The 13288-nt window shown below is 65.2% G+C and carries 9 protein-coding genes; 6 read left to right on the top strand and 3 right to left on the bottom strand.

Features of this window, described 5'->3' with window-relative positions:
* Positions 1 to 2: 2 nt before the first annotated feature.
* The 3 genes from M2390_RS09540 to M2390_RS09530 are packed head-to-tail and all read right to left on the bottom strand — an operon-like array spanning position 3 to position 3342.
* On the bottom strand, positions 3 to 1253 hold the full coding sequence (locus M2390_RS09540; RefSeq protein WP_259178266.1) for a DUF4350 domain-containing protein: 1251 nt from the start codon (positions 1251 to 1253) through the stop codon (positions 3 to 5).
* Positions 1250 to 1909, bottom strand: coding sequence for a DUF4129 domain-containing protein (locus tag M2390_RS09535; RefSeq protein ID WP_259178265.1), 660 nt, complete (start codon positions 1907 to 1909; stop codon positions 1250 to 1252). The genes M2390_RS09540 and M2390_RS09535 overlap by 4 nt, the downstream gene beginning before the upstream one ends.
* Positions 1906 to 3342 (bottom strand): hypothetical protein, encoded by a 1437-nt coding sequence (locus tag M2390_RS09530; protein ID WP_259178264.1) that lies wholly within the window; start codon positions 3340 to 3342, stop codon positions 1906 to 1908. The genes M2390_RS09535 and M2390_RS09530 overlap by 4 nt, the downstream gene beginning before the upstream one ends.
* Before the next feature lie 252 nt (positions 3343 to 3594).
* Between M2390_RS09530 and mtrA the strand changes: the two genes are divergently transcribed.
* From mtrA to secA, 6 genes are all read left to right on the top strand, one after another.
* Positions 3595 to 4275, top strand: coding sequence for an MtrAB system response regulator MtrA (mtrA, locus tag M2390_RS09525; RefSeq protein ID WP_259178263.1), 681 nt, complete (start codon positions 3595 to 3597; stop codon positions 4273 to 4275).
* Between the two features lie 72 nt (positions 4276 to 4347).
* Entirely contained in the window at positions 4348 to 5931 is a 1584-nt protein-coding gene (gene mtrB, locus M2390_RS09520) for an MtrAB system histidine kinase MtrB (protein ID WP_259178261.1), read from the top strand.
* Positions 5928 to 7631, top strand: a complete 1704-nt coding sequence (locus M2390_RS09515) for an LpqB family beta-propeller domain-containing protein (protein WP_259178258.1) — start codon at positions 5928 to 5930, stop codon at positions 7629 to 7631. Before mtrB ends, M2390_RS09515 begins: the two co-directional genes overlap by 4 nt.
* Positions 7632 to 8778: 1147 nt before the next feature.
* Positions 8779 to 9315 carry a DUF1440 domain-containing protein gene (locus M2390_RS09510; protein WP_121689219.1) on the top strand — a complete coding sequence of 179 codons (537 nt, stop codon included), beginning with the start codon at positions 8779 to 8781 and terminating at the stop codon, positions 9313 to 9315.
* A gap of 217 nt (positions 9316 to 9532) precedes the next feature.
* The gene (hpf, locus tag M2390_RS09505; protein WP_259178253.1) at positions 9533 to 10186 is read left to right on the top strand and encodes a ribosome hibernation-promoting factor, HPF/YfiA family; all 654 of its coding nucleotides are present in this window, start codon (positions 9533 to 9535) and stop codon (positions 10184 to 10186) included.
* A 307-nt stretch (positions 10187 to 10493) separates the two neighbouring features.
* Entirely contained in the window at positions 10494 to 13277 is a 2784-nt protein-coding gene (secA, locus tag M2390_RS09500; RefSeq protein ID WP_121689217.1) for a preprotein translocase subunit SecA, read from the top strand.
* The last annotated feature ends 11 nt before the right edge of the window (positions 13278 to 13288 follow it).

The raw sequence follows: 13288 nt of genomic DNA, 5'->3' as shown, positions 1-13288 counted from the left end.
AGCTACTTCCGGTCGAGGGACGAGGGGTCGGTATGGTGGGGCGCCTGCCCGGGCGATGCCGGACGGCTGGGATCCAGGGCCGCGGCCAGCGCGTCCTCCAGATCGTGTAGGGTTCGGGCGAGCTGAACCAGTTCGGCCTCGGTGGAGGCTGGGCGGGCAATCAGCAGGTCGAAGATGTCGGCTCGGGAATGGCCAAGCCGGTCGGCGACGGCGAGGGCTACCTCATCGGCGGGCGTCTGACGGGGGAGGCCCAGCAGCGCGCTGGATCGATCCACCACCCCGATCCGGAGCGCATCCAGGGCCCGGGTGCGTGCCCCCACCCGCTGGTAGAGACGTGCCCGTCCCCGACGGGTTTCCGAGGCCGGAACCACCACGGGCAGATCCTCGGCGACGAGCTTGCCGAATCGACGTCCACGCCACACAAAGGCCGCCAGTGCGGTGACAAACAGGAGCAGCAAAACCGGGGTGAGCCAGGCCGGAGTCGCATTCTCGAGGGAGGTGATTCCGGTGTCTTCCAGGTCTGCCGCGGTGGGGAGATACCAAACCAGGTGGGTGTTTTCACCCAGCAGGCCCACCGCGAGAGCGGCGTTGCCCTCCCGCAGCACGGATTCGTTTTGCAGGACCGAGCGCGACCCGAGCACGGTAACCGAATTGTCCGCGCTCACCACCAGCGAGTATCCATCGGTGGGGGTACCGAAGCACCCGGTTGCGGACTCGGTCTGGAACACCCGTCCGGTGGTGATGCTACCCGCGCGGACGGCCGCGGGAACCCGGCAGGCCACCTCCTTCGAGACCTCATCCGACGCCAGGCCCGCGGGCATCACGCCGAGATCGAACTCGGACAGGATTGAGAATCCCGGGTCCACCAGCACCGTTGAGGTTGCGGTATTCGCAAGCTCCTCCACCCGTGAACCGTCCAGATATCCGCCGGTATCGGCGAAGAGGAGGGTTCCGGGCGTGGATTCAAGCGCCGATTTTGCCTGCTCAAACGAGTGCGCAATGGTAATGCGGACCCCGTGATCACGCAGCACATTCGCCACCGCCTGTGATCCCACCGGCGAGGGGTCCTCGGCCGAGAGTTCACGACCGCGGGCGTTGCCGGCGTTGCCGAGCACCATCAGGATCAGGGCGGTGACGATGATTGCCGCCGCCGCGATGAGCCAGAAGCGCCGTTGACGCAGGAATCTGCGGATCGTGGGGGTCAGGGCCGGGGAGGCCGCCCCGGGTGTCGTTTCGGTTTCGAGCACGCTCATGAGCGCATCCCCTCACCCGCACCGGCGAGGACCGGGCGCTGCGCGCGCAGGCCGTTGTCGGTGCTGCGGATCCGCTCCCACTGCTCGGCCGAGGCCGGGACCGAGAGGTAGCGGACGGCATCAAAATCGTTGGCCGTCTGGGCCAGCACGGCACCATACTCGGGGAATGCCTGGCCCGCGGCGATGGCCGCCTGGTGTGCGGTACTGCCCGGATCCAGGGCAATAATCGTGCGCTCATCCAGGTCGCGGCAGAGGGCTCGATACCCCTCCAACACCGCGAGGTTATAGTCGCCGGCACCGGCCGCTCGGGCCGCCGCCGCGCGGATCTCGGCGGCACTGCGGGTGTCGCGCTCACCAAACAGTGCCTGCACCGAGGCCGTGCGGGCACGGTTGAGCCGTGGACGACCCCAGATCAGCACCACGGCGATGACCGCGGCCGCGACCAGGAGCAACAGTAACACCGGCACCCAGTCGCCGGGGCCGTCGATGTTTCCGGAGAACAGACGCCCCAACCACTGCAGAAACTGGTTGACCAGGCGGTCAAAAAGGTTGGGGGTGGCCGCCGCATACTCGGGCTTTGCGAGCTCGCTACTCAGCCAGTCCTGTGCTTCCGGAACATCGGGAGTGAGCGGAGGCTCGGCAAAACGCACACTCATTGGTTTCCCGTTTCGGAACCGTTCGGGGCGTCCGACGGTGGTGCCGGATAGCTGGGCCCGGTGGGAGCGTGCGGGCCGGGCGCCGACGGATATCCGGGCGTCGCAAAGGACTGCGGTCCGGCCGGTCCACCCGAGCGATACTGGCCCGCCGACGCCGCAGACTCGCTGCGCACGATGGTGAACGGATCGGGCAGATTACTCGAGGTTGCACCGGCCTCGACATAGCGCAGTAGGTCTATATCCAGGCCCTCCTTGCGCATGCGCAGGTCGATATAGATCAGCGCCACGACGGAGGACTGGATCACCACCGAAATCGAGCCAATCAGCAGTGAAATCACCCCGACGATCAGGCTCGGCACCGCCTGGCTGATCACAGCCCCGTACATATCGGTCTCGCCGGTGGGCATGAAGAGGGTGGTCAGCAGGCTGACGGCGATGGAGACCGGGAACACCACGATCTGGCTGACCGCCGAGACAATCGCGTTGACCAGGAACTGAATACCCAGCGTCTTCCAGAAGTACCCGTTGGTCAGGCGCCAGGAACGCTGAATGGCCGCGCCAACCCCGCGACGTTCCAGGACGATCACGCTGGGAACCAGGGAGGTTTTGATCAGCAGCCAGGCAAACAGAAGGAAGAAGGCGGCACCCAGCAGGAATCCGGCCAGGAGCGCCCACCCCCAGTTGTCGGTGTTGGTCGCAATAATCGCGATCACGACACCGGCGATCACGGCCACCGCGACGATCATCACGGCGATCTGCAACAGGCTGAAGAGGAACAGGTGTCCCACCCGGGGCCAGACGGCCTTCCACAGTTCCCCCATTCGGCGCTTTTCACCGATGGTGGCGCGTGAAACCTCGCTCACCAGGACTCCCTGGAGGAAGGCCACGCTGAACGCCGAGAGCAGGATCGGAATCAGCAGCAGCAGGAGAAGGACCGCGCCGCTACCAATCGCAATCTCATCGCGGTCGGCGGACGAGGCGCTCGCGATGCGATCGCTGAACCAGACCATGCCGAAGCCGGCGATCACCATCGAGAGGATGCTGATCGGTGCCTGGAGGAGGAGTGCGCTACCCAGGCTGGCGCGCGGATTGCGGGTTAGGACACGAAACGGCGCACCCATCAACGTGCCGAAGGCGAGCGGGCGCAGCGGAATGAGCCCCGGTTTGGGGGCAGCCTGCCACTGGTTCGCGCCGGGCCTCGTGTAACCCGGGGGTGAATAGCTTCCGTTTGGACCGCCGGTACCCGGTCCCGGACCTCCGGGAGCGGGCGCGGCCGGTGTCGTCGGATAGCCCGGAGCGGTCCAACTGGGGACCGCCGTGGCCGGGTCAAAATTACCCGCCGAGGGAGGGGTAAAGGCCGGAATCCCCGGGTCAAACCCATCCGAGCGCGCACTATTCTGTTCGGGCTGGTGCTGTGATCGTGGGTCGGTCACCGGAGTTCTCCTCGGCTATCGGGGCGGCTAGCGTGTCTCCATCGTGACACACCGAGTCGCCGCGCGTGCAGAGTCACGCCCCGCGGGGCGAAAGCGACGTCAAATTTGTCGTGTATCGGCCCCTGACCGGACGGGAAATCGCCACGACCGGGAGAATACGTCTCTTAAAGCGGCGACAACGGGTAGTGTGAGGGGAACTGTGTTTCCCCCCTGCGCGGTGCAAACCCGCGGCGAATACTGAGAACGGGATCGATGACTCCACGCATTTTGGTGGTTGATGACGACACGGCGCTGGCCGAGATGATCGGGATCGTGCTGCGCACCGAAGGCTTTGAGCCGGAGTTTTGCGCCGACGGTGCCGCCGCCGTGGGTGCCTTCCACGAGTACAAGCCCGACCTGGTGCTGCTCGATCTCATGCTGCCCGGGATGGACGGGATCGAAATCTGCACCCGCCTGCGCCAGGAATCCGGTGTGCCGATCATCATGCTGACCGCCAAGTCGGACACCGCGGACGTGGTCAAGGGGCTCGAGTCCGGTGCCGACGACTACATCGTGAAGCCGTTCAACCCCAAGGAGCTGGTCGCCCGGGTGCGTACCCGGCTGCGCCCCGCGAGCGAAGCATCGGCGACCGAGCTGGCCATCGGGGACCTGATCCTCGATGTGGCCGGCCACGAGGTGCGCCGCGGCGCCTCGCGAATCAACCTCACCCCGCTCGAATTTGACCTCCTGCACGCCCTGGCCGCCAAGCCCGCGCAGGTCTTTAGCCGTGAGGCCCTGCTGGAACAGGTCTGGGGCTACCACTACAAGGCCGATACCCGCCTGGTCAACGTCCACGTTCAGCGTCTGCGCTCCAAGGTTGAGCTCGACCCGGATAACCCCCGGATCGTCATGACCGTGCGCGGCGTCGGCTACCGAGCCGGGAGCGCCGAGTAGCGGCCCACGATGCCCGAAGACTACTTCTCCGCGGTTCGGCTCCGCCGCTGGCGGAGGATTCCTCGTGGAATCATGCGTGCCTGGCGCCACTCGCTCCAGTTTCGCGCGGTCACCATCACGATGGTGCTGAGCGCACTGGCGATCATGCTGTCCAGCGGCTACATGACCATCTCGATCGGGAGCGATCTCTATCAGTCCCGGGCCGCTCAGGCTCAGAGTGACACCCGGCGCGCGCTGGATACCGCCCAGCGCACCCTGGATTCGTCCACGGCCGAGTCTCGCGTCGATTTCCAGGCGCTGATGACCACGGCGCGCACCGACCTCGCCCAGGCGTCGGGCAGTCCGCTGGTGGCCGCCTTCCGCGTTCCGGACCAGCCCTTCAGCGCGACCGCGCCCCAGGACTTTGTGGCCCCCGGGCTGCAGGGTGAGGTGATCAGCGCCGAGCTGCGTCGCACGGTCCAGAAGAACCCCGATGGCCTGTGGTGGCAATCCACGGCCCTTGCCGCAAGCGGCGAACATACCGATCCCGGCCTGATCGTGGGCGGCCAGGTACGGCTGCCCGATGGGGCCGCCTATGAGGTGTACATCGGCTATAACCTGGCCAGCACCGAGGAAACCCTGGGCTTTGTCCAGCGCTCGCTCCTGGTGGGTGGCCTGGTGCTGCTACTGCTGGTGGGCGGAGTCGCCTGGGTTGTGGTGCGCCTGGTGGCCGATCCGGTCAAGGTGGCCGCACAGACCTCGGCAAAGTTGGCGGCGGGCGACCTGGAGGTGCGCATCCCGGTGCGCGGTCAGGACGAGCTGGCGACGCTGGGACGCTCCTTCAACCGGATGGCCGACAGCATGCAGGGCCAGATTCAAAAACTCGCGGCGCTGTCCAGCGTGCAACAGCGCTTTGTCTCCGACGTGTCCCATGAGCTCCGCACGCCGCTGACCACGATCCGACTGGCAGGCGACGTGCTGTACGACCAGCGCGAGGACTTCTCTCCTACCACCGGACGCACGGTGGAACTGCTGCACACGCAGACGCAGCGTTTCGAGCTGCTGCTGGCCGACCTGCTGGAGATCAGCCGCTACGACGCCGGCTCGATTCAACTCGAGATGGAGCCGGTGAGCCTGCCCGGGCTCGTGCGTGACTGCGCCGACGGCATGCAACAGCTCGCGGATCAGAGCGGCACCCGGCTGATCGTCTTGGCCCCGGGTGGATACGGGCCGGTGGATATGGATCCGCGCCGAATCCGACGGATCGTCAACAATCTGCTGGGCAACGCCATCGAACACGGCGAGGGCCGACCGGTTGTGATGACCATCGACTCCACCGCCAGCACCGTGGCACTCACCGTACGCGACTACGGCCTCGGCATGAACGAGACCGATGCCGCCCGAGCCTTTGACCGGTTCTGGCGGGCGGACCCGTCGCGTCGACGCACCATCGGTGGGACCGGGCTGGGCCTGGCGATTGCACTCGAGGATGCCCAGCTGCACGGGGGAACCCTGGCGGTGTGGTCGCGTCCGGGGGCCGGATCTAACTTCCGGTTGCTCCTGCCCCGGCACCAGGGCGATACCGAAACCCTCGGGGCGTCCCCGCTCCCGCTGGAACCCGTGGACGCGGGTGCCGAGGGGCCCGATGAAACCGATTTTGAGGGGACTACCGCATGAGTATCTCCACCCCCTGGCGTCGCCGCGGCACCGCCCTGGTCGGGGCGGTCATTGCCCTGCTCCTGGTTTCCGGGTGCGCCACCATTCCGCGGGGCGGCGGCGTCAATGCCGGACACGCGGTGGATCGTCCCGAGGGACCCGAGGTGGTCTTCCTCGCTCGAGGTCCGGAAAAGGATGCCAGTCGTGAGGAGATCCTCACCGGCTTTATCGAGGCCGCCGCGAGTCCCGCGGGTAACTACGCGACCGCGCGAGAATTCCTGACCGCGACCCTCGCCGGTTCCTGGAAACCCGATGCACGGGCGATCGTGGATCAGGCCGAACAGCGCAAGATCACCCCGGATGATGGCTCGGGCGGATTATCCCTGACCACCAACCCCGAGGCGGCGGTGGATAGCACCGGCCAGTACACCCCGTCATTTGGAAACTCATCCATTCAGCTGGATTTCACGTTTTCCCGGGTGGATGGTCAGTGGCGTATTTCGGGTGCCCCGGACGGTGTGATCCTGGACCCGGTCAAGTTCCGCGAGGTATTCAAGCCCTATACGCTGCGCTTCTTTGACCCGACCTGGATTGTCCTGGTGCCCGAGGTGCGCTGGTTCCCCTCGCGTTCGTCGACGTCAACCAACGTGGTCAAGGCACTGCTGGCGGGCCCGAGTCCATGGCTCGCGGGCGCGGTCTCAAGCGCGTTCCCCGAGGGCACACGATTGCTCTCGGATGCCGTACCGGTGGACAACAGCGTGGCCAATATCAACCTCAACCGTGAGGCCGGTGGCCAGGATGATCTCACCCTGCGCCGGATGAAGGCGCAGCTCACCGAGAGCCTGTCCGAGGTTTCCTCGATTAAGGCCATCTCGTTGAGCATCAACGGGGTCGCCCAGGAGGCGGTTCCGCTCACCATCTCGGGCGCGCGCACCGATCCGCGCGCGCTGGTGTTGACCAAGGACGGATTCGGTTTCCAGACCGATGACCGGTTGGAAAAGATTGCCGTACTCTCGGCCCATGTGGAGGCGCTGAACCCCAGCGCGGTGGCGATCGACGGCACCCGGCAGCTGATCGCGGCCCTCGCTCCCAGCGGGGTTTCGGCGATCCGACCCGGCGGGCCGGAACTGGTGGATGCTCGTCCGCATCTGATCGCGCCGAGCATCGATGAGGCGGGCAACATCTGGACCGTTCCTAACGATGCACCCGGCGAAATCCTGGTGATTACCCCGGATGGGAAGCAGCATCCGGTGGCTGCTAGCTGGCCGGATGCCTCGCAGATCGTCTCGCTCCAGGTTTCCCGAGACGGGACGCGGGTGCTTGCTTTTGTGGTGTCCGGTGGGCGCAGCACCCTGCTTGTTGCGGGTATCCAGAAGGATGAGAACGGGGTGCCGTCCAAACTCGGTGAGCCCATTCGGGTGCCGGCCGCCGCGGGGTCTGCGGCCTCGGCCACCTGGGTGGATGAGAACTCGGTCGCCTCGCTGGGAACCAACGATCAGGGGGTTGCTCAGATCGTGCAGTCCACGATCGGTGGCCGCAGCGAGAGCCTGGTCACGGTTTCCGGCGGACGGGAGATCGTGGGGGGCAGCTCGGAGAATCAGCTGCGGGTCCTGGTCGAGGGCGGGCGCATGATGCAGTGGCGCTCGGGATCATGGCAGCAGGTGGCCAGCGATGTGCGGGTCATCGCGACCCAGCAGGGTGCGGTCGAGCGGGTCGAATAGGCTCGTCCTCCACAACATCATTCCCGAGGCCTGTTTTCCACAGCTTGGGAAATCTCGTGTCGGCACCGAGAACCGCGACCAAGAATGGTCCCATGACCACTCGAATCGCCTCCTTCACCCTTGGCTGCTTTGTTCCCATCCCCTGTGCCGGATGCGGGCATCCGGCCGATCCACGCTGGCCCGTGTCCGGGCTCTGTCCGGGCTGCCGTGCCGCGCTCGCCGCGGCGAGGCCCCATGAGGGGCGGCTACCCGGTGCCCCGGACGTCCGATTGCTCTGGGCCCTGCGCTATCACGATCCTCACGCCCGGCTGATCATCGACTTCAAGAATCACCATCGAGTCGACCTCGCCGGTGCGTTAGCCGCACCGTTAGCCAAAACCATCGCCGAGGCCGCCGAGCACCCGGGGTTGGCCCCTGCCGTTCTGGTGCCCGTCCCGGGTCGGGACGCCGGATTTATTCGGCGCGGGTACCACCCGGTCGAGATGCTGATTCGGCGCACCGGGCACACTCCGCGACGGATGCTTGAGTGGGCGCGTGCCCCGCGTGATCAGCTGGGGCTGAACCCCGCCGAGCGTGCCCAGAACCTAGACGGTGCCCTGCGGGTGCGGGCGCGCGGCACGGCGCGGCTGCTCGCCTCCCGGGGCGCGTCTACCCGTTCGCCGCGGCCCGAGACATTCTGGGTAGTTGATGATGTGTGCACGAGTGGTGCCACCCTCCGGGAAGCCGTGCGTGCGCTCCGGAGCGCTGGAATGCCGCCGGCCGGCGTGTTGGTGCTCGCGCGTGCGGCCCGGGAAGAACACTCCGCACGGCCGCCCCCTCCCCGTCGCCCCTCCCGGCCGCCCCCTCCCGGCCGCGACGGCACGAAATGCGGTGCAGGCAGGCTCCGGGAGCCTAATGCATACAACTAGTGTCGCTATTTGACGGGTGTGATTGCGCACGGGATTCTGGTTGCGTGATGCACTCCTCTGGCCAAAAAATACCGAATTTTCGGGGTTTATGCGGGCCTCTGGGCAAGCCCTGGACCATGGTGAGGGGTGAGTTCTGGCCGCACGGATGCAACTGCATTGACAGGGATTTGTCGCAAAAATTACGCTAGAAGCTGTCATAACCGACGTAATTTTGGGGACAATCATGTGTGGGGGAAACCGTGTTTAAGGTAACAAAACCGACCGCTCCGGTGGGAACGATCATCCTAAAGAGCCTGTGGTACGGCTTTATCGCCGGAATGATTTCCGGGATGGTGAAGATTGGATGGGAGGTCATCTTCCCGCCACGCACCATCGAGCGAAACGCCACCAACCCGCCGCAGACGCTGCTGGAGCAGTTTGGGATGACCTCCGAGCAGACCCATTCGTTCGTGATGTTCGGAGACCAGAAGGTCTTCTACGTGGCTCTGATCATCCACTTTGCCTTCTCGATCGTGTGCGCCATGGTGTATCTCTTCGCCGCCCAGTATCTGCCGATCACCTCGCTGTGGCAGGGGGCCGCCTTTGGCCTCGTGGTCTGGGTCTTTTTCCACCTGATCCTGATGCCCGCGATGGGGACGGTGCCTGCCGCCTGGAACCAGCCCTGGGAGGAACACTTCTCCGAGCTGTTCGGCCATGCCGTGTGGGGCTGGGCCATTGCCGCCTGCGGCTTCTTCCTGGCGCAGAAAGACCGGTCTAAGACGCTGGTGAACCTGTAACCGGAAGAGCCGGAAACGGCGGCGGCAGGGTGGGCGATGCCCGTCCTGCCGCCGTTTTTTGTGCGGATTCTCAGGGTCGGCCCGAATGGGGCACGCCCGGAAAACATTGGATCCAAGTTTTCTGATGACAAGTGTAGGAAAGGGGGCTACGGTGGGGGCTAAAGGCGTGAAAGGACCGCCGGGATCAACTGGTGGCACGCCCTGACTGGAGGTCCACATGGAAACCAACATCGTAGGATTTGGCCTGAAGATCACCGATCGTTTCCGTGACTATGTCGAGGAAAAGTCCGCCAAGGTCGAGCACCTGGCGGAGAAGACGATCTCGTTTGAGGTCAAGGTTTCCCGGCACAGCGATAAGTCCGGCCGTCGCGGCGAAGACCGGGTGGAACTCACCCTCGTGGGTCCCGGCCCACTGGTCCGCGCGGAGGCCACCGGATCCGACCAATACGTGGCGTTTGACCTCGCCATGGCGAAGCTCATGGAGCGGATTCGCCGCTCGAAGGACCGTCGTAAGGTCCTCCGGGGTCGCGGACGCACCTCGCTGCACGAGGCCAGCGCGGAGGGATTTACCTCTATTGGTCTCGAAGCTGCCGGCGTTGACGTGCTGAACGCGGTTGCCACCGGTGCCGTCCCCGTGATCGAAGAATCCGAAGAGGACGTGCCGTACAGCCCCGTGGTGATTCGCGAGAAGCTGTTCCCCGCCGAATGGATGACCGTGGAGGAGGCGGTGGACCGGATGGAACTCGTGGGACACGACTTCTTCCTCTTCATCGATGCCCGCACCGACCGCTCCAGCGTCGTCTACCGCCGTAAGGGCTGGGACTACGGGGTGATTGGTCTCCACGAGGAAGCAGAAGCACGCGCCTCATAGACGCATCATCCGCCGAGACACTCACCATCCATACGGTGCCTGTCGCCCCGCGGCTTGGCGCCCCGGCCTTCTCTGAAGCGCCGGGGCGCTTCGCTTTGGGAGAAATTTGCTGTGTTTTCGGTCGAAATCCGTACCGAACACCGGTGTTGTTCCCCCGTCCCGATAACATAGACTTGGCCCTCGATGGTCCCATCGAAGGGTCGGCCGCACACACCGTGCGGAACTGCGCCCCGTCGACGATGGGTGGGCCGCACACCCGTGCGGACCCGCGCCCCGTCGGCGACCAAAGACAAGTGGAGAGCAAGTCGTGGCCTCAGTCCTGGAAAAAGTCCTTCGTGTTGGCGAAGGCCGAGTCATCAAAAAGCTGCAGAACCTGACCAAGGCGGTCAACGCGCTTGAGGAAGACTTCAACGGCCTGACCGACGAGGAGCTGCGCGAGGAGACCGCCGAACTGCGCGGTCGCTTCGAAGCCGGCGAAACCCTCGACGATCTCCTGCCCGAGGCGTTCGCCGCCGTGCGCGAGGCATCCAAGCGCACCCTGGGTCTGCGTCACTTCGACGTGCAGATCATGGGTGGTGCCGCCCTGCACCTCGGCAACATCTCCGAGATGAAGACCGGTGAGGGTAAGACCCTGGTCGCGACCCTGCCCGCCTACCTCAACGCCATCGCCGGCAAGGGTGTGCACGTGGTCACCGTTAACGACTTCCTCGCCAGCTACCAGTCGGAGCTGATGGGCCGTGTGTTCCGTGCCCTCGGCATGACCACCGGTGTGATCATCTCCGGTCAGACCCCGGCCGAGCGTCGCGAGCAGTACGCCGCCGACATCACCTACGGCACCAACAACGAATTTGGCTTCGACTTCCTGCGCGACAACATGGCGTGGCAGTCCGCCGACCTGGTCCAGCGTGGCCACTTCTTCGCCATCGTGGATGAGGTTGACTCGATCCTGATCGATGAGGCCCGTACCCCGCTGATCATCTCGGGCCCGTCCTCAGGTGAGGCCAACCGCTGGTTTACCGAGTTTGCCCGCATCGCCACCAAGCTTGAGGCCGGCGTGGACTACGAGGTCGACGAGAAGAAGCGCACCGTGGGTGTGCTGGAGCCCGGTATCGAAAAGGTCGAGGACTACCTCGGCATCGACAACCTCTACGAGTCGGCCAACACCCCGCTAATCTCGTTCCTGAACAACTCGATCAAGGCCTCGGCCCTGTTCAAGCGCGACAAGGACTACGTCGTGATGAACGGTGAGGTCATGATCGTGGATGAGCACACCGGTCGTATCCTCGCCGGTCGTCGCTACAACGAGGGTATCCACCAGGCCATCGAGGCCAAGGAGGGTGTGACCGTCAAGGCGGAGAACCAGACCCTCGCCACGGTTACCCTGCAGAACTACTTCCGTCTCTACGAGAAGCTCTCCGGTATGACCGGTACCGCCGACACCGAGGCCGCAGAGTTCATGTCCACCTACAAGCTGGGTGTGGTCCCGATCCCGACCAACAAGCCGATGCAGCGCATCGACCAGCCCGACCTGGTGTACAAGAACGAGCAGGTCAAGTTCGAGCAGGTCGCCGAAGACATCGCCGAGCGTCACGAGCAGGGCCAGCCGGTCCTGGTGGGAACCACCTCGGTGGAAAAGAGCGAGTACCTCTCCCGCCTGCTGGCGAAGAAGGGCATCCGTCACGAGGTTCTGAACGCCAAGAACCACGCCCGTGAGGCCGCGATCGTGGCCCAGGCCGGACGCTTCGGCGCCGTGACCGTGGCCACCAACATGGCCGGTCGTGGTACCGACATCATGCTCGGTGGAAACGCCGAGTTCCTCGCGGTGGCGAAGATGACCGAGAAGGGCCTGAGCCCCTCGGAGAACCCCGAGGAGTACGAGGCAGCCTGGGACGATGTCTTCAAGGCCGTCAAGGCCGAGGTCTCGGTGGAGGCCGACAAGGTTGCCGAGGCCGGTGGCCTCTACGTGCTGGGCACCGAGCGCCACGAATCGCGTCGAATCGACAACCAGCTGCGTGGTCGTTCGGGCCGTCAGGGAGACCCGGGCGAGAGCCGCTTCTACCTGTCGCTGACCGATGATCTGATGCGCCTGTTCAACTCCGGTGCGGCCGAGGCTCTGATGAGCCGTGGCGGAACCCCGGACGATGTGGCGATCGAGTCCAAGATGGTGTCGCGGGCTATCCGCAGCGCCCAGTCGCAGGTTGAGCAGCGTAACGCCGAGATCCGTAAGAACGTGCTGAAGTATGACGACGTTCTGAACCGTCAGCGCGAGGCCATCTACACCGACCGTCGCCACATCCTCGAGGGTGATGACCTGCACGATCGCGTGGACACCTTCCTGGAGAACGTCATCGACGAGATCCTCGACGTGCACGTGCACGAGGGTAACGGCGACGACTGGGACTTCGACGCCCTGTGGGTCGACCTCAAGCAGATCTACCCCGTCGGTGTGACCATCGACGAGGTGATCGCCGAGGCCGGTCAGCGTGGACGCGTGAACCGCGACTTCATCCGCCGCGAGATTCTCTCCGATGCAAAGGTGGCCTATGGCCGTCGCGAGGAGCAGCTGGGCGAGCCGGCCATGCGTGAGCTGGAGCGTCGCGTGGTGCTGCAGGTTGTGGACCGCCGCTGGCGTGACCACCTCTACGAGATGGACTACCTCAAGGACGGCATCGGCCTGCGTGCGATGGCACAGCGCGACCCGCTGGTTGAGTACCAGCGCGAGGGCTATGCAATGTTCCAGCAGATGATGGGCCAGATCCGTGAGGAGTCCATCGGGTTCCTGTTCAACCTTGAGGTTGAGGTCGCTCAGGGTGCAACCGAGGCCGTGGACGGCGGCACCGTTGAGGTGACGGCGAAGGGTCTGGAGCGCAACGAGCCCGAGCAGCGCAAGCTGAGCTACATCGCCCCCAGTGAGGACGGCGAGGTCGAGGTGCGCGGTGCCGGCGGTCAGGTTAACCAGAGCGCCACCGCCAAGGCTCAGCGTGAGGCGGGCCCGGCCGGTCCGTCCGCCGCCAGCGCCACCGGTGGTGACCGCGGCGCGTTCGGTCAGCAGACCGGCGGAAACCGCGCCGATCGCCGCAAGAAGAAGTAGTCCGGGACCTT

The sequence above is a fragment of the Mycetocola sp. BIGb0189 genome, from assembly GCF_024810155.1.
Lineage (GTDB): Bacteria > Actinomycetota > Actinomycetes > Actinomycetales > Microbacteriaceae > Mycetocola > Mycetocola lacteus.
This window is presented reverse-complemented; position numbering and strand designations above follow the sequence as displayed.